The 20,274-nt window shown below is 44.4% G+C and carries 15 protein-coding genes and 1 tRNA gene; 3 read left to right on the top strand and 13 right to left on the bottom strand.

Annotated features, from left to right (window positions below):
- The first annotated feature begins 11 nt into the window (after positions 1 to 11).
- The 3 genes from ABD128_RS08605 (at position 12) to ABD128_RS08595 (ending at position 5,463) form a co-directional block, all read left to right on the top strand.
- Entirely contained in the window at positions 12 to 2,225 is a 2,214-nt protein-coding gene (locus ABD128_RS08605) for a M4 family metallopeptidase (protein ID WP_343989188.1), read from the top strand.
- 97 nt (positions 2,226 to 2,322) lie between these two features.
- Entirely contained in the window at positions 2,323 to 4,233 is a 1,911-nt protein-coding gene (locus tag ABD128_RS08600; RefSeq protein WP_343989186.1) for a M20/M25/M40 family metallo-hydrolase, read from the top strand.
- Between the two features lie 144 nt (positions 4,234 to 4,377).
- On the top strand, positions 4,378 to 5,463 hold the full coding sequence (locus ABD128_RS08595) for an endonuclease/exonuclease/phosphatase family protein (RefSeq protein WP_343989184.1): 1,086 nt from the start codon (positions 4,378 to 4,380) through the stop codon (positions 5,461 to 5,463).
- 28 nt (positions 5,464 to 5,491) lie between these two features.
- Here the strand turns inward: ABD128_RS08595 and ABD128_RS08590 are convergent, their stop codons facing one another.
- From ABD128_RS08590 to ABD128_RS08530, 13 genes are all read right to left on the bottom strand, one after another.
- A complete protein-coding gene (locus tag ABD128_RS08590) occupies positions 5,492 to 5,884 on the bottom strand; it encodes a hypothetical protein (RefSeq protein ID WP_343989182.1) in 393 nt (130 codons plus the stop codon).
- Between the two features lie 2 nt (positions 5,885 to 5,886).
- Complete coding sequence (locus ABD128_RS08585) at positions 5,887 to 6,405, bottom strand: hypothetical protein (RefSeq protein WP_343989180.1); 519 nt, start codon at positions 6,403 to 6,405, stop codon at positions 5,887 to 5,889.
- Positions 6,406 to 7,432: 1,027 nt separating this feature from the next.
- Positions 7,433 to 9,553 carry a polyribonucleotide nucleotidyltransferase gene (gene pnp / locus ABD128_RS08580; protein WP_343989178.1) on the bottom strand — a complete coding sequence of 707 codons (2,121 nt, stop codon included), beginning with the start codon at positions 9,551 to 9,553 and terminating at the stop codon, positions 7,433 to 7,435.
- A 105-nt stretch (positions 9,554 to 9,658) separates the two neighbouring features.
- The gene (gene rpsO, locus ABD128_RS08575) at positions 9,659 to 9,928 is read right to left on the bottom strand and encodes a 30S ribosomal protein S15 (protein WP_343989176.1); all 270 of its coding nucleotides are present in this window, start codon (positions 9,926 to 9,928) and stop codon (positions 9,659 to 9,661) included.
- 155 nt (positions 9,929 to 10,083) lie between these two features.
- On the bottom strand, positions 10,084 to 10,656 hold the full coding sequence (locus ABD128_RS08570) for an alpha/beta hydrolase (RefSeq protein ID WP_343989174.1): 573 nt from the start codon (positions 10,654 to 10,656) through the stop codon (positions 10,084 to 10,086).
- Positions 10,657 to 10,663: 7 nt separating this feature from the next.
- Entirely contained in the window at positions 10,664 to 11,581 is a 918-nt protein-coding gene (gene truB, locus ABD128_RS08565; RefSeq protein ID WP_343989172.1) for a tRNA pseudouridine(55) synthase TruB, read from the bottom strand.
- Positions 11,582 to 11,608: 27 nt separating this feature from the next.
- Positions 11,609 to 12,010: a 30S ribosome-binding factor RbfA gene (rbfA, locus tag ABD128_RS08560; protein ID WP_343989170.1), complete on the bottom strand. Its 402-nt coding sequence runs from the start codon at positions 12,008 to 12,010 to the stop codon at positions 11,609 to 11,611.
- Between the two features lie 27 nt (positions 12,011 to 12,037).
- Positions 12,038 to 14,689, bottom strand: coding sequence for a translation initiation factor IF-2 (infB, locus tag ABD128_RS08555; protein WP_343989168.1), 2,652 nt, complete (start codon positions 14,687 to 14,689; stop codon positions 12,038 to 12,040).
- 37 nt (positions 14,690 to 14,726) lie between these two features.
- Positions 14,727 to 16,232, bottom strand: a complete 1,506-nt coding sequence (nusA, locus tag ABD128_RS08550; protein ID WP_343989166.1) for a transcription termination factor NusA — start codon at positions 16,230 to 16,232, stop codon at positions 14,727 to 14,729.
- 65 nt (positions 16,233 to 16,297) lie between these two features.
- Entirely contained in the window at positions 16,298 to 16,750 is a 453-nt protein-coding gene (gene rimP, locus ABD128_RS08545) for a ribosome maturation factor RimP (RefSeq protein WP_110200576.1), read from the bottom strand.
- A gap of 320 nt (positions 16,751 to 17,070) precedes the next feature.
- Positions 17,071 to 17,147, bottom strand: a tRNA-Met gene (locus tag ABD128_RS08540).
- 177 nt (positions 17,148 to 17,324) lie between these two features.
- Entirely contained in the window at positions 17,325 to 18,758 is a 1,434-nt protein-coding gene (gene nuoN / locus ABD128_RS08535; protein ID WP_343989164.1) for an NADH-quinone oxidoreductase subunit NuoN, read from the bottom strand.
- Entirely contained in the window at positions 18,758 to 20,269 is a 1,512-nt protein-coding gene (locus ABD128_RS08530) for an NADH-quinone oxidoreductase subunit M (protein ID WP_343989162.1), read from the bottom strand. Before ABD128_RS08530 ends, nuoN begins: the two co-directional genes overlap by 1 nt.
- Positions 20,270 to 20,274: the final 5 nt, after the last annotated feature.

Here is a 20,274-nt window from a genome sequence, read left to right as displayed (position 1 = left end):
AGGAGATATCTATGAACAGAAGTTCAAAGTTCGTGCTTAGCGCATTGTCGCTGAGCATGCTGACAGCCGTCGGCCATGCCGCCGAACGCCAATCGTTACGCGACAATCCTGTTATCAACAACCTTATCGCTGAACAGCAAGCTCTACCGGGATCTGTCTCGATGAACGCGAAGCAGCTTGTTGGTCTACAAGGCAATAGCGACGCTTTACAGGTTCGCAAAAGTTACCACAACAATAACGGTACCGTCACCAAACGTTATCAGCAGTTTTATAAAGGTATTCCAGTTATCGGCGATGACGTCATTATTACGCGTAAAGCTTCTGGTCAATTCAGTTTTGCCCATGGCGCGGTGCTTCAATCCATCGAGCAAGACGTGCCAAGCGTCAAGCCAAGCATAACTTCTGCTGAAGCATTGTCCATCGCTAAAAATACACAAGCCTTTAACGCACAAGGCAAAACAAGCCGCTCAATTTCACACTACGAAAACGAAAAGTCTGATCTCGTCATTTGGCAAGACAACGATGGCGTGGCGAAGTTGGTTTACTCTGTAAGCTACGTTGCCCACGGCGATGAGCCTTCTCGTCCACAAATGTTTGTTGATGCAAAAACAGGCGATGTGCTGCATTCTTATGAGAATCTGCAAACGGCAAACGGCACAGGTCCAGGCGGTAACCAAAAGACGGGCAAATATTTTTATGGTACCGACTTTGATCCGATGAATGTGGCGCAGTCTGGTAACACTTGCACCATGAGTAACAGCAATGTCGATACCATCAACATGAACAACTCGCAGTACGGTGGTAGCATCCACAGCTTCACTTGCCCTGACAATACAGTGAAAGAAATTAACGGCGCTTACTCGCCATTAAACGATGGACACTTCTTTGGTGGCGTTGTATTCAATATGTACAACGATTGGTTTAATGCCGCACCTCTTTCACAAAAATTACGAGTTCGCGTTCACTACGGTAATAACTACGAGAATGCATTCTGGGATGGCCAGCAAATGACCTTCGGTGATGGCGCTAGCACGTTCTATCCTTTAGTGTCGCTTGACGTTATGGCACACGAAGTCAGCCACGGCTTCACAGAGCAAAACTCAGGCTTGGTCTATAGCAATAAATCCGGTGGTTTGAACGAAGCCTTTTCAGACATGGCCGGTGAAGCTGCTGAATTTTATATGCATGGCACAAACGACTTCTTAGTTGGTGAGCAAATTTTCAAAAGCAACGGTGCGCTACGTTACATGAACACCCCCCCGCAAGATGGCAGATCAATCGATCACCAGAACAACTTTACCTCAGGCATGGACGTTCACCACAGTTCAGGCGTCTATAACAAAGCTTTCTATTTACTCGCAACGACTAGTGGTTGGGATACGAAAAAAGCATTTGAAGTTTACACTCGCGCAAACCAAAACTACTGGACCTCTCGCACAAACTGGGACGATGCTGGCGACGGCGTTTTAGACTCAGCGTGTGATTTGGGTTATAGCGTCGACGATGTTAACGCCACACTACAAGCCGTAGGCATTAGTAGTAGCGTTAGTCCTGGTCGTGATTGTGGCGGTACGACACCACCTCCTCCTGGTGATAATGTTCTTAAAAACGGTGAGCCAGAAACAAATCTATCAGCCACCACTGGTAACGACATTCTTTACACCATGGAAGTACCTGCTGGCGCCACTAACATTAACTTCGCCATCAGCGGTGGTACAGGCGACGCAGACTTGTATGTGCGCAAAGGGGCTGCTCCAACCGATTCAACTTACGATTGCCGACCATACAGAAACGGTAATAACGAAAGCTGCTCAGGTAACGGTGAAGGCACTTACTACGTTCGCGTAAAAGCTTATTCAGGATTCTCTGGCGTAACGCTAACTGGTAGCTTCGACGATAACACAGGTCCTGGCACACCGCCTATCGATGAAACTTACAGCAACGTCTCTGTCGCACAAAATGCATGGGCTCGCTATACGCAAGACCTAAACGGTGACTACAGCTCCCTAACCGTGACTATTTCTGGTGGCTCAGGCGATGCTGATTTGTACGTACGCCATGGCTCACAACCAACCACTTCAAGCTATGATTGCCGTCCGTACAGATGGGGTAACGAAGAAACTTGTACCATCAACGCACCACAATCTGGTACATGGCACATTGGTTTACGCGGTTACAACACGGCTTCTGGTGTTACTTTAAACATCACAGCAACTCCTCAGTAACCCTGTTATCTTGCTTTTGAGGGGCTTCCCGCCCCTCTTCTCCATAAGTAACTTTCGAGCAATATTTAAAATTTAATCACAGCATAGGTAGCTCACCATGAAGCATCTAACCACCATATTTTTAATGTCTGTGGCCGCCACCTCTTTGTCTTTGACAAACTCGGCGTCTGCAAAACCAGACTCACCTTCGGCACAAAATCAGCCCCAGTCCGAGCAAACGGTATGGATCACGCTTGGAGCTGATGCCGCTGAAACCGTACAAAATAAATTTAAAGCAAACATCCCTATGTCTTTATCGGGCATTGTTGGTAAAAACAGTCCTAACCCAGTCGCTATAGCCCAAATTCCAGAATCCAAATTCATCGAGTTGAGCCAGTTAATGCATGACGAGCATAAGCGTTGTGGTGGCTTTTTCTATCACAGCACTCAGCAGCAAGCCCAAGAGCACGCTCACCAAATTCATCAAACTCAAAACTTTGCCACGGTCAACTACAGTATCGACAATCCCGAAGCTACAAATGCTTTAATTTCCAAGGTCAGTAGCGCCGACCTAACAGCTACCGTGAATAGCCTCACTAGCTATTACAACCGTTATTACACCTCCTCTACTGGTGTCGACTCAGCTAATTGGATTAAAAATCATTGGCAATCTATAGCCGCAGATCGAAGTGATATCAATGTGAAACTGTATGGACACAATAGTTGGAATCAGCCATCGGTAATCGCCACCATTACGGGCACAACTTACCCCGATGAAATCGTTATTATTGGCGGTCATCTTGACTCTATTAACTCCTACAACCGCTCTGGTAGGGCACCAGGCGCCGATGACAATGCTTCAGGCATTGCCGTATTAACTGAATCACTAGAAGCCATTGTCGAGTCGGGTTTTAAGCCTGAGCGTACCGTAAAAATTATGGGTTACGCGGCTGAAGAAGTCGGCCTTAGGGGTTCACAAGAAATCGCCGCTGAGCATAAAAACAGTAACGCCAATGTACTGGGAGTCGTCCAGTTCGATATGTCCGGTTATAAAGGCAGCTCACAGGATATTGTTTTTATTACGGATTATACCAACCAAGCTCAAAATCAGTTCCTGGCCGACCTCGCCGAGACATACTTGCCATCAATAAACTACGGTTATGACCAATGTGGATACGGTTGTTCCGATCATGCTTCCTGGCATAATCAGGGCTTTGCGGCCTCAATGCCATTTGAGTCTCACATGGGCAGCACTAATAGTGATATTCACACCGTTAATGACGATCACTTTAATGCTAGTCACTCTTTGAACTTCGCGAAACTCTCGGTAGCCTTCCTTGCCGAATTAGCGAAAGGAACCGTGGGTGACAGTACCCCACCACCGCCGCCACCAGGCGACAAAGTCTTAAAGAATGGCGTTCCCGTGACGGATTTATCCGCTACCACTGGCAACGATATCCTTTACACCATGGAAGTGCCTGCTGGCGCAACCAACATCCGCTTCGCCATTAACGGTGGTTCAGGTGATGCTGACTTATATGTGCGCAAAGGTGCAGCACCAACGGACTCGACTTACGATTGCCGCCCATACAGAAACGGTAACAATGAAAGTTGTTCAGGTAATGGTGAAGGCACTTACTATGTTCGCCTAAAAGCTTACACTAGCTTTTCTGGTGTCACGCTAATTGGCAGCTTCGAAGACAACACAGGGCCTGGTACACCAGCCATAGACGAAACCTATAGTAATGTTTCTGTTGCCAAAAATGCTTGGGAACGGTTCACCCAAGATCTCGATGGCGACTACAGCTTGCTAACCGTTACTATTTCGGGTGGCTCGGGTGACGCTGACCTGTATCTAAGTCATGGTTCGCAGCCCACAACTTCAAGCTATGACTGTCGCCCATATAAATGGGGCAACGAAGAAACCTGCACCATCAATGCACCACAATCGGGCACCTGGCACATAGGATTACGTGGCTATAGCGCCACTTCAGGAGTCACGCTTACCATTCAAGCAACGCCACAATAATATTTTGGCAGTCGTAGTTCCACGGTAGTGCACACAAGGATGTGTGCTTTTTTACCGAACTTTTAAAGTTTTGGCAGAAAATTTCGCCTAATTCCAGTAGCATTAAAACATCAAAGTCACCCAGCTTAAGGTTAATGTGTTTGTATGTTTACCGTTCTCGTTATTGGTACTTGTCTCATTGCGGCTATGACTCTTCTTCCTATTTCTCGAAATGAGAAATGGTGGGTGCGCGGTTTAGACTTTCCACGCTTACAGCTTGGGGTCATTTCTGCTGTCTTACTCATCCTCCAAATCAGCTTTTTAACGTTAACACAAATACAAAGTTGGCTACTTATCCTGCCCACCTTTTTATGTTTGTGTTACCAAAGCTGGTGGATTTTGCCTTATACTCGCTTAGTCAGACCTGAAGTGCAGAAATCAACCAATCAGCAAAAGCATACAATCAGCATCGTTACAGCGAATGTTCTGATGACTAACCGTAATGCTCGCCAGCTGCTCCAGTTAGTGCGCCGTTATAACCCTGATATTCTAGTCACTTTGGAAACGAATCAATGGTGGCAGTCTCATCTCGATCAACTTGAAGAGCACTACCCCCACACAGTTAAATGCCCCCTAGATAACCTATACGGCATGCACGTTTATTCTAAACTGCCTCTCAAAAACGCAGAGATTCAGTACCTTATTGAAAAAGACGTGCCTTCGATTCATGCGCAGGCACTACTCGAAAATGGCCAAACCATACGACTCCATTTCCTGCATCCAGCACCTCCTAGCCCCACTGAAAACGAAGAGTCCGCAGAGCGTGACGCAGAATTAGTGATGGTCGCGAAAAATATCGAAAAGAGTAAAAATAAGGCGCAACCGATTATCGTTACTGGGGACATGAATGATGTTGCTTGGTCGCGGACTACGCGTCTTTTTCGAAAAATTAGTGGTTTACTCGATCCACGAATTGGCCGCGGTATGTTTAATACGTTTCATGCTAACTATTGGTTTATGCGCTGGCCACTTGACCACTTATTTCACAGTGAACACTTTACGTTAGATAAAATCACGCGCTTGCCAGCTTATGGCTCCGATCACTTTGCACTCTATACACAATTGAGCCTAGAGCCACAAAAAGCCCCACAACAATCTGGCGTGGATAAAGAGGATGGTGATGACCAATTAGCAGACGAGATCATGTCGAATAAAAACGCTACCAGCACGAGTGTGCATAACCCAACATAATCTCAGTATTGATGACCAGAGAACGATTCTATTTGGCTAATTTAGCGCCAAGCCACGCAAAAGGCAGGTAGACCAATACATCCACTACCATGAACCAAAGCGGATGCGGGATCATAACTAGGTTCATGATTCCGCCTAGTAGAAATACCACACCACAAATAATGCCCAAAGTAATATGTTTATTGGGTGTAATTTTGCCACAGACAAAACCCGCGACTAGCGAGCCTAAGGCATGAGCAATAATCACGGTTAATAAAGCATCCACTGGCAAAGAGCCAACATACTCAGCATACGCTTCTTTGTCCTCGATGCTTAGATTTTCTGGCCACGGGAAACGCACCATATTGATAGACTCAATGCTGTAAATGACCAACCCACCGACAATAACGCCAATAATCACCGCTAAGATATTTTTAGCCACAACTATTCTCCTTCAGCCTGTTTCTTTTTGTAGGTACCATCAAACACCATTAGCCAGCTACCACCTTTGTTCACCGATATTTCCCACTGCTGTCGCACCGTGCCATCTTTTTGCGGTGTCCAAGTGATCTGATTCAAAACCGGCCCCTTTGGACCTTTAGTGACGCCTTGTAAAATCATCGAACGATCACTGACAGCACCATTGAGCTTTAACAAGGTACCACTATTATCGACCCAAGTTTGATGCCACGATGCTGTAGTTCGATCATAGATATTAAAACTATGACCAATATTCCCACTTTCGCCAACCCAATTTTCTTGTATGCTACAACCACCTAAAATCTTCTCAACGGTGTTCTCACCAACCTTTTCTCCCTCTGGATTAAACACTTCCCACTCACCAACCCAAAAATCGAATTGGCTATACTCTTCGCTCGAACACGGCGGAATTTGTATCGGCTCCTCCGCTGAGTAGGCGATTGAAGTTAGCAACAATAGTGCCGTTATCGTTAAATTTTTCATCAGGCCCCTCTTTTTTTATCCATACCCTATTTATGTTATATGTTCATTTGCTTTGCTTGTCCAATGACCCTATTTTTTATTATCTAAATTTTGCTCTCTCCCTAAAGGGATTCACTACAATCACCTTCCTATTTCCGCTATAACTTCGCCTTACTCAGCTAGCTCTAAGGGTATGCAAAGCACAAGCAGATAAGGTCTAACAATCCATTTTAAGCTTGCCAAGCCTCGCAGAAATTTTTGGATTTAAGCATTTGAGTGTCTGCAGCCTACGGACATAATAAACCAACACGAATTTCATTTTTTCCAATAATTTTGAGAACTGAGGGCGCGCTGGGGAAGATAACAGTTTAATACCGAAGGACTTTTCAGTATTTCTGAGCTTTAGTTTAGTTTCTTGAGAGATATGAATATTTGGAATGATTGCCACACAAGGTAAAATTGGTAAACAATTAACTATTGTCACTAGATACAGGATTCGATTTAGATATCAAACACCTTATCGTCTCTCCAAGCTTAATTTTAGTTTAAAATATAACAATAGTAAAAAACGCTTGACCACCCGCAAATGTAGGCGGCACAAGGGATTAAAAGTTACCCCCGTTTTTCACACAAGTTATCCACAGCTAATTACACAAGATATGCTCTTGCTACTAATACAAAAACGCACTATCTTGTATCTATTGGCTTAGATATATCTAAATATTGACAGGTCAATAGGAACAGGGACGACTGGCATCGTCCCTCCTAGTGATAGACAAGCTCGAAAGGTTGTTATCTATATTCAAAACAATCCTAGCAAATATTTGCTTCACTTGTCTATCGATTTACAAAACGCCTAATATGGAGGAAACTCAAAATGGCGAAGAAGACAAGCAAGAAAAGCTATAACCGTGAATTTATATTCATACCATGGATAACGGTTAAGTTAACGGTAAGTGGATTTATCATCCGTCTGGAGGTTAGTTTCGTATCCTTTTAGACAAAAAAAGGGAGCCGAAGCTCCCTTTTTAATATAACGAGTAAATAATTACTCTTGACCGGCTGGCGCTTGTTCTTGCGCTGGTGGGTCAATCATCGCTTTCATACTAAGACGAATACGACCTTGGCGATCGACTTCTAGTACTTTAACTTTAACCATGTCACCTTCTTTCAAGTAGTCGGTTACTTTGTTCACACGCTCGTGAGCGATTTGTGAAATATGTACCAGACCATCTTTTCCAGGAGTGATTTGAACGAATGCACCGAAGTCTGCAAGACGAACTACTTTGCCTTCAAACTCCATGCCAGCGGTGATTTCCATGGTAATCATTTCGATACGACGAACAGCTTCTGCTGCGCCTTCTGAATCGCTAGAAGCAACTTTAACTGTACCGTCATCTTCGATTTCGATAGTTGCGCCAGTTTCTTCAGTTAGGGCGCGGATAGTTGAACCACCTTTACCGATAACTTCTGAAATCTTGTCTACTGGGATCTTAATCGCTGTAATACGCGGTGCGTGCTCAGAAATATCTTCGCGCGGCTTAGCTAGCGCTTCATTCATGACATTCAAGATATGTAAGCGGCCACCTTGTGCTTGGTGAAGTGCTTTTTCCATGATCTCTTGAGTAATACCGTCAATTTTGATGTCCATTTGAAGTGCAGTAATACCTTCTGCAGTACCTGCTACTTTAAAGTCCATATCACCTAGGTGATCTTCATCGCCTAAAATATCAGAAAGAACAACGAACTTATCGCCTTCTTTTACTAAGCCCATCGCGATACCTGCGACTGGCGCTTTCATAGGTACACCAGCATCCATCAACGCTAACGACGTACCACAAACCGAAGCCATTGAGCTCGAACCGTTTGATTCAGTAATTTCTGAAACCACACGCAACGTGTATGGGAATTCAGCAATAGTTGGAACCATCGCTAAAACACCACGTTTAGCCAAACGTCCGTGGCCAATTTCACGACGCTTAGGAGAACCCATGAAGCCTGTTTCGCCAACACAATAAGGAGGGAAGTTGTAATGCATCATGAAGTGATCTTTGGCATCACCCATAATACTATCTTTAATCTGAGCATCACGCTCAGTACCTAAAGTAGCAACGACTAAGGCCTGTGTTTCACCACGAGTAAAGATTGCAGAACCGTGAGTACGCGGCAAAACGCCTGTGCGAATATCAAGAGCACGAACCATATCAGGCTCACGACCATCGATACGTGGCTCACCAGAAACGATACGTGTACGAACCACTTCTTTTTCGATGTCATGGAAGACTTCTTTTACTTCTTCAGCCGAAGGCTGGCCTTCTTCGTCACCCGCCAGAGCTTCTACAGTCTGCGCTGACAACTCATTGATTTTGTCATAACGGTCTGCTTTATCTGCGATCTGGTATGCTTCAACGATAGCACCGTGCATTTTTTCTTTCACAGCATCATATAATGCAGTGTTTTTAGCTGGTGGCGTCCAATCCCAAGCAGGCTTGCCCGCTTCAGCTTGTAATTCTTTAATCGCTTGAATCGCTACTTGTAGCTCTTGATGACCAAACATAACAGCGCCAAGCATGACGTTTTCTGGTAGTTCGTCAGCTTCTGACTCAACCATTAACACCGCTTGATCCGTACCCGCAACCATCAAGTCTAACTTTGAGTTAGCCATTTCTGTCGTTGATGGGTTTAGGGCATATTCGCCATCGATATAACCAACACGCGCTGCGCCAATCGGGCCAGCGAATGGGATACCAGAAATAGCTAATGCTGCAGAAGCACCGATCATTGACGGAACCGCTGGATCAACTTCTGGGTTAATTGAAACGATAGTAATGACAACTTGTACTTCGTTTAAAAAGCCTTCTGGGAATAACGGGCGTAATGGACGGTCGATCAAACGAGCTGTTAAAGTCTCTTCGTCTGAAGGGCGGCCTTCACGCTTCAAGAAACCACCCGGGATTTTACCCGCGGCGTATGTTTTTTCTTGATAATTCACCGTTAAAGGGAAGAAGCCTTGACCTTCTTTTGCTTCTTTTTTACCGACAACTGTTACGAATGCGGTAGTACCCTCAATATCTACGATTACTGCGCCAGAAGCCTGACGTGCAACGCGACCTGTTTCGATAGTGACTTCACGGCCACCGTATTGAAATGATTTCTTTGTATAATCCACAATTTTTTCCTATTTAAGTTACTTGGGCTTGTTTACCCACTTGCCATCAGAACCCACATCGTCCGAAAGCAAACAAAAAAGGGGCCTGCAAGGCCCCTTTAATTCTTAGCGACGTAGACCCAGCTTTTTAATCAAGTCTAAGTAACGGCTATGATCTTTACGCTTCAAGTAGTCTAGCAATTTACGACGCTGACTTACCATGCGAAGCAAACCACGGCGCGAGTGGTGGTCATGCTTATGCGCTTTGAAGTGGTCTTGTAAATGGTTGATTTGCGCTGATAGCAATGCAACCTGCACTTCTGGTGAACCCGTATCGCCTTCTGCGCGAGCGTGTTCTTGAACAATTTCAGCTTTCTTTTCTGCACTTAGTGACATAATTTATATCTCCAATGACGAGTGATTTCACTCGGTGTGTACTAACGAGTCAGCCAATCACTAATTCAGCCAACCCAATGAATGCGCGATTGTACCCTAAACCAATCCTTTTCAGCAAGTCTAATTACCTCTGAAGGGCCTTTATTTGCAAGCTATTACCCGGAAATACTGTTTCCGTAATGACTGCTCAGTGTCTGCAATCGAATGTGTGGGTTTTGCTTACGACAATTCCGCAAAAACTGTGCGAAACACGACTCTGTTTCATCCAGCTTTTCACGTAAACGGTGTCCGCCATCGAAAACGTGCAGATCCGCTTTTGCGGCCTGCGCAAAGCGAATCACATTCTCTACTGGGACAATATCGTCCTGCCAACCGTGGACCACGGTTACAGGGCATTCTAAACGCTCCAGATCCGCTTCAGCATAGCCATCCATATAAACTGCTGGTGAAATTAAGAAAATTCCCATAGGGTCATTGCTTAATCCTGCTACAGCGGAGACATAGCCCCCCATGCTTGTTCCAACCAGAATATATGGGCGTGATAAATTCATTAGGTAGTTATTAAGTTTTGTCACACGTTCGTTGGTGTGTAAGCGTCGGTAGTCCAAGGACTCCACATCAAAGCCTTGCTCTAGACAAACTCTTGATAAAGCTTGAATTCGATTTCCCTTTGGACCAGACACTTTACCGTGTGAAAAGATCACTAAAGGTTTCATTGATGGGTTCATAAGTTTCCTAATTATTCTGTTTTATCAATCGACGCGGGGCAACTTTGCCGTCATCGTCGATAAAGCCTATCCCTAAGAAGCCAGATGGCCCATTAAGAATAAACTCATCTTCTTCTGGCAGTTCACCAATCTGTAGCGACTGCCCCAAGCAGATGTAATAGGTTTCATCTTCGTTTAACTCAACAACAGGTAAATGATGCAAAGCTTTTTCCAATGGTACTAATAATTCGTCCATTGCAAGCTTTTCGTCTGCCTGCTTCATCGCTTCTAGTTGCGTTAGGCTGATGCAATCTTCCAGTTGCAAATGGCTCACCGCCGTACGACGTAACTCTTGAACATGAGCACCACAACCTAGCTCGTCTCCAATATCTTCGACCAAATTTCTGATATAAGTTCCCTTTGAGCAATGTACATCAAGCTCAAACTCATCATTTTCTAGGCGCAGAATGTCTATGGAGTGAATAGTCACTTCGCGTGCTTTCCGCTCAACTTCAATACCTTGGCGCGCCAGCTTATACAGTGGCACTCCATCTTTCTTTAAGGCAGAGTACATCGACGGAACCTGGCTGATAGTACCTTTAAATTGTTGCACTACCGTGACAAGTTGCTCTTCGCTCACATCAACCGGCTTCTCTTCGACAACCTCACCTTCTCTATCCGCAGTTGTCGTCTTTTGCCCTAATTTAGCGACAACACGGTACTTTTTATCCGCGTTTAGTAGAAAATGTGAAAACTTTGTTGCCTCACCAAAGCAGATCGGCAAAACACCCGTCGCAATTGGATCTAAAGCACCGGTATGACCTGCCTTTTGCGCAAAGTACAAAAACTTTGTCTGTTGCAAAGCTTTGTTAGAGGTCATATCGGTTGGTTTATCGAGTAACAATATACCCGTAATATCGCGACCGCGTTTACGTCGTCTTGCCATGGTAACTCCGAAGGTAGCGGTTAACGCTTAGGAATGATCGTCTTTATCAGACTGTTTCTTGTTAGCCGATTTTTGCTGATCGTCTGATACAGCTTTCTCAATTAGGCTCGACATACGCTGACCTTCTTGAATCGACTTATCGAAAAAGAAGCGTAGTGAAGGAACACTACGCATACGCATTTCTTTTGCTAACTTTGAACGTAGAAAACCTGCAGCACCACGCACAACTTCTAATGCTTCCTCGATCTCTTCTTGCTCGTCTTTGCCCAAAAAGGTTACAAACACTTTAGCGTTTTGAAGATCGCTAGTGACCTCAACTGCAGAAACAGTTGCTATACCCAAACGGGGGTCCTTCATTTCGCGTTGAAAGACCTGAGCCAGCTCACGCTGGATCTGATCGGCAACTCGGTTAGCTCTTGCTTGTGACATTTAGTTTCTCGTTATTCGAATGTTGGATTAAAGGCTACGTTGAATTTCAACAATTTCAAAGACCTCGATCTGATCGCCAGGCTTAACATCGTTGTAATTTTTCACACCAATACCACATTCCATATCTTTACGAACTTCCTGCACATCATCTTTAAAGCGACGCAGTGATTCGAGTTCTCCTTCATAAATAACCACATTATCACGCAATACGCGGATAGGGCTATTACGTTTAACGACACCTTCAGTCACCATACAACCTGCAATTGCGCCAAGTTTAGGTGATTTAAAGACGTCACGAACTTCAGCTAAGCCTATGATTTCTTGACGCGACTCTGGCGACAGCATACCACTTAGAGCAGCTTTCACTTCTTCAATCGCTTCATAAATAACACTGTAGTAACGAATTTCTACAGCATCACGCTCAGCAATTTTGCGTGCAGTAGCATCAGCTCGAACGTTAAAACCAATAATAATCGCGTTAGAAGCTGCGGCTAACGAAACGTCAGTTTCTTTAATACCACCAACACCGCTTGATATTACTTTAACTTCAACTTCCTCAGTTGCAAAGTCAGTTAACGACTTGCTCAATGCTTCTAATGAACCTTGTACATCTGCTTTGATAATAACGTTAAGCTGTTGCAGTTCATCGCTACTACCCATATTAGCAAACATGTTCTCAAGCTTCGCTTTTTGCTGGCGTGCTTGGAACTCTTCACGCTGCTTAATTTCGCGACGCTCAGCAATTTCACGCGCGGTTCTTTCATCAGCAACCACCGTTGCCTCATCACCGGCAACCGGCACACCTGAAAGCCCCAGAACCTCTACTGGAATAGAAGGTCCTGCCGAGTCAATCGGTTGGCCATTCTCATCAAGTAAAGCACGGACACGGCCATAGTATTGACCTGCTAACAGGATATCACCTTTGTTTAATTCGCCTTTCTGTACTAAGACAGAAGCAATCGCACCACGCCCTTTATCAAGACGCGCTTCGATAACAAAACCTTTGGCAGCGCCTTCATCAACGGCGGTTAGCTCAAGAACTTCAGCTTGTAATAAAATCGACTCGAGTAAGTCTTCAATACCTTCGCCCGATTTAGCAGAAACGTGGACAAACTGGACATCACCACCCCAATCTTCAGGGATAACGTCGTGCTGTGACAATTCGTTTTTAACACGATCTGGATCAGCTTCTGGTTTATCTATTTTGTTGACCGCAACGATCATTGGCACGCCCGCCGCTTTTGCGTGCTGTACGGCCTCTACCGTCTGTGGCATCACACCATCATCGGCCGCTACAATTAAAATAACGATATCCGTTACTTCAGCACCACGTGCACGCATCGAGGTAAATGCTGCGTGTCCTGGTGTATCGAGGAACGTCACCATGCCACGATCAGTTTCTACGTGATAGGCACCAATATGCTGCGTAATACCACCAGCTTCGCCAGTTGCGACATGACTCGCACGGATATAGTCAAGTAATGACGTTTTACCATGGTCAACGTGCCCCATAATGGTTACTACAGGTGCTCGCGGTTTACCCTCACCTTCATCTGTCATCGCGTCAGAAAGAGCAGCCTCTTCCATCGCATTTTCATTAATCAAGACTGGCTTATGGCCCATCTCTTCAACAATTAAACTCGCTGTTTCTTGATCGATTGACTGATTAACAGTGGCCATAACGCCGACTTTCATCATCGCTTTCATTAGCTCTGGTGCTTTAACAGCCATAGCTTTAGCGAGCTCACCCACGGTAATCGCTTCTGGAATTTCCACATTGTGGATGATTGTGTCCGTTGGCTTTTTGAAACCGTGTTTTTTCATATTGTCTGGAGCCTGATATACTTTTTTCTTTTGATTTCCACCACGTCTATATTTTTCTTCATAGGCGTTAGCAACTAAATCTGCATCGCTACTTTTCTTCTTACCTTTTTTCTTTTTTCGACGACTTTTGCCTGGGCCAGTCTTCTCTTCGAAGTCACGAATTGACATTGGCTTAGCAGGCTTGCTTGGATCAGCTTTTACCACTTTCTCTTCGGTTTCTTGCTTTTCCTCAAGCTGTTTTTCAATTTTCTTCTTAACGTCATCTGCGGCTTTAGGCTTAGCTTCTTTTTTCGCTTTACCCTTATCTTCAGCTTTTTCGGCTGAAACAGGCTGACTCTTATCTTCTGTCTTACGTTTCTGATTTTCTTTACGCTTAGCTTCTGCTTCAGCTTCTTCTTTCGCCTTACGCTCAGCCTCTTCTGCTTTACGTTTAGCTTCAGCCTCAGCTTCTTCTTTAGCTTTACGCTCAGCTTCTTCAGCCTGACGCTTCGCTTCTTCCGCTTCTCTTGCTTTAGCTTCTTCTTCCTCAGCAAGTCTTTGAATCTCTTCGTTTGAGCGTTTTACATAGGTGCGCTTTTTCTTTACAGCGACCTGTACAGATTTCTTTTTACCTTCAGATGACGTTACACTGAGCGTACTTTTTTTCGTACGACTTAGAGTAATTTTCTTAGGCCCTGTAGCCTCATCACCACCATGAGATTTTTGCAAGTACGTCAATAACGACTTCTTCTGATCTTCTGTAATAGTGTCATCTGCACTTTTAACTTTTGAACCGGCTGCATCTAACTGCTCCAGTAGTTTATCCACTGAAGTATTTAGAGTTTCGGCAAATTCTTTAACTGTTGTATCTGACATTTAGTCTCCCCGCTTAATGCTATTCCTGCTCCTAGGCTTATTCCTGATCATCAACCTGATCTTCAAACCAAGGGGCACGCGCGGTCATAATTAATTGAGCAGCACGCTCATCATTCAATTCTTCTATATCGGTCAAATCATCTACTGACTGTTCCGCCAAGTCTTCCATAGTAATCACGCCGCGACTTGCTAGAACAAAAGCCAAGTGACGATCCATGCCATCCATATTTAATAAGTCTTCCGCTGGCTCATTTTTTTCTAGCTTTTCTTCAGTCGCAATTGCTTTCGTCAATAAGATATCTTTTGCACGAGATTTCAATGCATCAATTAAATCTTCATCGAAGCCTTCGATTTCAAGCATTTCCGAATGTGGAACGTAAGCAACTTCTTCTAAAGTTGTAAAACCTTCTTGCGCTAAGATTCCTGCGAGGTCTTCATCAACACCCAGTTCGTCGGTGAATAATTTGATAATAGACTCTTCTTCAGACTGATTCTTTTTAGCGAACTCTTCCTCAGTCATCACGTTTAGTTCCCAACCAGTCAACTCACTGGCGAGGCGGATGTTTTGCCCATTACGTCCAATGGCCTGTGCTAATTGGTCTTCATCAACGGCGATATCCATGCTGCGTGAATCTTCATCAACAACAATCGACACCACTTCCGCTGGAGCCATGGCATTAATGACAAATTGAGCTGGGTTGTCATCGTACAACACAATATCGATTCGCTCGCCATTCAACTCACCAGTAACCGCCTGTACTCGTGCACCACGCATACCGACACAAGCGCCAACTGGATCAATACGCTTATCGTTGGTTTTAACTGCAACTTTTGCACGCGAACCAGGATCACGAGCAGCGCCTTTAATTTCAATTACTTGTTCGCCAATTTCTGGCACTTCGATGCGGAATAACTCTTCCAACATCTCAGGGCGAGTACGGCTCACAAATAACTGTGGCCCACGGTTTTCGTCATTGATATTAAACAACAATCCGCGCACACGGTCGCCGGCACGAACAGTTTCACGTGGCATCATTTCGTCACGTTGAATAACGGCTTCTGCATTATTTCCAAGATCAAGGAAAATGTAATCACGAGTAATTTTTTTAACAACACCAGTGACTAACTCGCCGACACGCTCACGGAACGCTTCTACAGTTTTAGCACGCTCAGCTTCACGAACTTTTTGTACGATAACTTGCTTCGCCGTTTGCGCTGCAATTCGACCGAATTCAATCGATTCAATCTGCTCTTCTACAAAGTCACCAAGCTGTACATCTGGGTCTTCTACTTGTGCTGCAGATAAAGTAGTTTCCGTTAATGGATCTTCAACGTCTTCATCACCAACAACTGTCCAACGACGATAAGTATCGTACTCACCTGTTTCACGATCGATGTCAACGCGCACGTCGATATCCACGCCACGCTTTTTCTTTGTAGCTGTCGCTAGAGCTGCCTCTAATGCACCAAAAATAACCTCTGGCTTGACGTCCTTTTCGTTGGAAACAGCCTCAACCACTAACAAAATTTCTTTATTGCTCATACGTGTCAACCTTCAATAAACTCGCGATTATTATTTCTTAACCCTTCCGAGACTAATCTTTTAGATTAATACTTTGCGATTAATTGGGCTTTTTCAATCTGCTGGACGCTAATGTCATAAACTTCACCGTCAACCAACAACTCGATCTGGCCATTATTTACTTGTTCAATAGTACCTTTAAATTTGCGACGTCCATTCAATGGGAATGACAAACGCAACTCAACAGTCTCGCCTACGTATTGCGCGAACTGCTGCTCTGTAAATAAAGGTCTATCCATACCTGGTGATGAGATTTCTAAATTGTAGAAACCACTAATCGGGTCTTCTACATCCAAAACACCACTCACCTGATGACTCACTTCAGCGCAATCATCCACATCAATACCATTCTCATGCTCGATAAAAACCCTCAATATTGAGTGTTTACCTTGCGATAGGTATTCTAGGCCCCAAAATTCAAAACCTGCGGCTTCGACGGCTGGACGAATAATTTTTTCCAGTTGTGACTGCTTGCTCATTACGCTCTCAATTCGTTATTTTCGTCTGGCTTTACATAAATGCCATATACAAAAAAAGGCCCATACGGCCCCATCATTTATCTATCTGACAAATCCTGTATTGGTCTAATCACAAGATTCATTATTATGATGGGCTTCAATCTGTCTAAACAGACTTCAACGACCCACACTGTTTATAACACACTTAAATTTGCTACAAACAATAAAGCCCCTATAAAGGGGCCTTATTATTATATTCATAATAGAAAGTCAGTCAACTTATGTTACTGGGCTGACTTCAGGTTTGCTTATTCGCAAAACCACCCTCATTTTGAGGAAGTTGGTAGCGGGGGCCAGATTTGAACTGACGACCTTCGGGTTATGAGCCCGACGAGCTACCAGGCTGCTCCACCCCGCATCCATGTTCTCTATTTCAAGAGTATCTTATTAGATTCTGGTTGTTCTAATAAGTTCGGCTTATAAGCCTCGTTGCTGTAGGTTTTTCTTACTGCCTACCTCAACGTGAAACGCATTATACTGACTTAAATGACTTTGACAAGGGGCATATAACAATAAATTACAGAAATATTAATCGCTACAAATATTCGAACGCTTGTGCGCATAACTGCATTAACTTTCCTGGGAATAATCCTAGTGCAACCACACTTAAACTTGTGATCCCTAAGCCAAGCCGCAGCCCCCGTACCGCCACGATTTTGTCCTCTTTTTCAGACTCGTCAAAGAAGATCACCTTCACTACCTTGAGATAATAGAAGAGTCCAATAATCGACATGACGGCGGCAAACACGGCTAGCCACACAAAGCCAGCATTTAATACCGCAAGGAATACTTCAAGTTTTGCCCAAAAACCTATAAAAGGAGGCAGCCCTGCCATTGATAAGAACAAGACGCTGATCAATAGACCGCCCCAAGGATTAGAACGACCAAGACCTTTTAGTTGATCTAGACTTTTAACGTCTTCGACACCTTTGCCTAAATATATTAAGCAACCAAAGCCACCAAGAGACATAATTGAATAGGCTAGGATATAAAAGAATGATGCGGCGAAGCCTTCCGCTGTACCGGTCAAAGCCCCTAACAGGAAGTAACCCATATGCGCTATCGCGGAATAAGCCAGTAGTCGTTTTAGGTTGTTCTGTACCAACGCAACGATATTACCGATGAGCATTGATAAGCAGGCTAGAATGATTAACAAACCCTGCCAATCGACAAGAGCCCCTATAAAACCATAGGCAAAGATTCTCACCATAAAACCAAACGCGGCTACTTTGGGGGCTGACGATAGAAACGCGGTAGTTGAGGTTGGTGCGCCATCATAAACATCCGGTACCCACATTTGAAACGGCACAGCACCAAATTTGAACCCAATCGCAACGACGATAAAGACTAGGCCAAAGCGTAACGTTAAATTAGGATCGTTGGTCGCAATGTAGTTTGAAATGTCGGTAAGGTGTATCTGCTGAGTAACGCCATAAACCAATGACATACCATATAGTAAGAAGCCACTAGCGATAGCGCCCATGACGAAATACTTAACCGCAGCCTCTGCCGCTCGGTAAGAGTGACGCTGCATTGCCACTAACGCATATAACGAAAGCGACAATAACTCCAAGCCTAAATACAGAGTCAGTAAGCTACCGCCACTTACAAGCACCATCATGCCGAGCACCGCAAATAGGTGCAGCAAGTAATATTCACCACGTAAAATCCTTCGCGGTAAAATATAAGGTCGCGCAAATAATAGCGCTAACATGGTTAGGAAGATGACGCTTATTTTAATAATCCCAGCCATCGGATCGAGAATAAAGTGACGTTCATAGAGGTGATATTGCACACTTGGGAATTGCACCATGCAAATAATCGCCGTCGCTAATAACGCTAGTTGGCTTAAGCGGTAGGTTAGGTTCCGGTCAAGGTCCTTCGAGAACACATCAACCAATAAAATCACACAACCTGCAGTTAGCAAGAATATTTCAGGCAGTAAATGCATTAAATTATAGGGCACCATTAACCTCCCAGCTTGCTAACGCTGCTTAACTCAAGTAACTGCTCAATACTTGGCTGCATAATATCGATAAGGAACTGTGGGTATACGCCCAAAGCAATAATGAGTACAGCAAGCACTACTAACACCGACTTCTCCCTTGTATTGACATCTTCTAAGCGCTCAATTTTTTCATTCGCTGCCTTGCCGAAGATAACTCTTTTGTAAAACCATAAGCTGTAGGCTGCTCCCAAGATTAGCGTTAAGGCTGCAAACAAGGCAATTCGCCAATCCGCCTGAAATGACGAAACAATGACAAAGAACTCTCCTACAAAACCTGAGGTTCCTGGCAAGCCCGCGTTGGCGAAGATGAAAAGCATCAATAGAGTGGCGAAGATTGGCATACTGTTGACGACCCCACCAAAATCACTGATTTGGCGCGTATGTAGCCGGTCATATAATACACCGATTGAAAAGAATAGCGCTCCCGATATTAATCCGTGCGACACCATCTGCACCATGGCACCTTGTAAGGCCATGGATTGAGCATCCGCGCTGGCAAGCTTTGCAATAACAAAAGTCCCTAAGGTCACAAACCCCATGTGGGCTACAGAAGAATAGGCGATGAGCTTTTTCATGTCTGTTTGTGCAATCGCCACAAAGCCAATATAGACAATCGCAATCAAGGACAAAACGATTAATATCATGGCATAGGTATCACTAGCATCCGGCGTAACCGGCAAGCTAAACCTTAAGAAACCATAGCCACCCATCTTCAGCATAATAGCGGCTAGTATTACGGAACCACCCGTTGGCGCTTCTACGTGCGCATCAGGCAACCACGTATGCACTGGGAACATTGGAATTTTTACTGCAAATGCGATCAAGAAAGCCCAGAATATCCACTTTTGCTCGGTTTCACTAAGTGGCATTTCCTGAAGAGCTTGAATCGAAAAGTCACCCGCTTCTCGCCCCATATAAATCAGCGCCACCAGCATAAATATCGAGCCAAAGAAGGTATAAAGGAAAAACTTGAGGGTCGCATAGATTCGATTAGGGCCACCCCATATACCGATCATCAAAAACATGGGAATCAGCATGGATTCCCAAAACACATAAAATAAAATGCTGTCTTGAGCTAAGAAGACACCGTTCATGCAACCGGTCATCAATAAGGTAGCAGCGACGAACTGTGTTTTACGAAACTTGATAGAAGCAGTGGAGCCACACAACACTAGCACATTGATTAAGCAAGTCAGCACAACTAACGGTAAAGCAATCCCGTCGACACCTAACTCATATGAAATATTTAATGAGGGGATCCATTCGCCGCGTTCAATAAACTGAAATTCTGTGGTGCTTGTACTAAAGCCGATTAAAATCCAGACACTTAACGTCAGCACCACCAATGAAATGGCGATAGCAAATCGTTGCGTCCAAGTTAATAATTTATCCCCAGGCCCCAAAAGCACTAATACCCCGCTCAACAGCGGTAGCCATATTAATAAGCTTAATACGGGTAACTGTTCTAACATAATGT

Origin of the sequence: Kangiella japonica (genome assembly GCF_039523535.1) — a bacterium.
Classification (GTDB): Bacteria; Pseudomonadota; Gammaproteobacteria; order Enterobacterales; family Kangiellaceae; genus Kangiella; species Kangiella japonica.
The sequence above is the reverse complement of the archived record's forward strand: the minus strand, read 5'-3'. Positions and strand labels throughout refer to the sequence as shown.

What these genes read in the sequence shown, in the direction of transcription:
- ABD128_RS08570 (WP_343989174.1), bottom strand. Translation starts at nt 10,656, where the DNA reads ATGAACCCATCAATGAAACCTTTAGTGATCTTTTCACACGGTAAAGTG.
- rbfA (WP_343989170.1), bottom strand. Translation starts at nt 12,010, where the DNA reads ATGTCACAAGCAAGAGCTAACCGAGTTGCCGATCAGATCCAGCGTGAG.
- rpsO (WP_343989176.1), bottom strand. Translation starts at nt 9,928, where the DNA reads ATGTCACTAAGTGCAGAAAAGAAAGCTGAAATTGTTCAAGAACACGCT.
- infB (WP_343989168.1), bottom strand. Translation starts at nt 14,689, where the DNA reads ATGTCAGATACAACAGTTAAAGAATTTGCCGAAACTCTAAATACTTCA.
- nuoN (WP_343989164.1), bottom strand. Translation starts at nt 18,758, where the DNA reads ATGGTGCCCTATAATTTAATGCATTTACTGCCTGAAATATTCTTGCTA.
- ABD128_RS08600 (WP_343989186.1), top strand. Translation starts at nt 2,323, where the DNA reads ATGAAGCATCTAACCACCATATTTTTAATGTCTGTGGCCGCCACCTCT.
- truB (WP_343989172.1), bottom strand. Translation starts at nt 11,581, where the DNA reads ATGGCAAGACGACGTAAACGCGGTCGCGATATTACGGGTATATTGTTA.
- nusA (WP_343989166.1), bottom strand. Translation starts at nt 16,232, where the DNA reads ATGAGCAATAAAGAAATTTTGTTAGTGGTTGAGGCTGTTTCCAACGAA.
- ABD128_RS08585 (WP_343989180.1), bottom strand. Translation starts at nt 6,405, where the DNA reads ATGAAAAATTTAACGATAACGGCACTATTGTTGCTAACTTCAATCGCC.
- ABD128_RS08530 (WP_343989162.1), bottom strand. Translation starts at nt 20,269, where the DNA reads ATGTTAGAACAGTTACCCGTATTAAGCTTATTAATATGGCTACCGCTG.
- ABD128_RS08595 (WP_343989184.1), top strand. Translation starts at nt 4,378, where the DNA reads ATGTTTACCGTTCTCGTTATTGGTACTTGTCTCATTGCGGCTATGACT.
- rimP (WP_110200576.1), bottom strand. Translation starts at nt 16,750, where the DNA reads ATGAGCAAGCAGTCACAACTGGAAAAAATTATTCGTCCAGCCGTCGAA.
- ABD128_RS08605 (WP_343989188.1), top strand. Translation starts at nt 12, where the DNA reads ATGAACAGAAGTTCAAAGTTCGTGCTTAGCGCATTGTCGCTGAGCATG.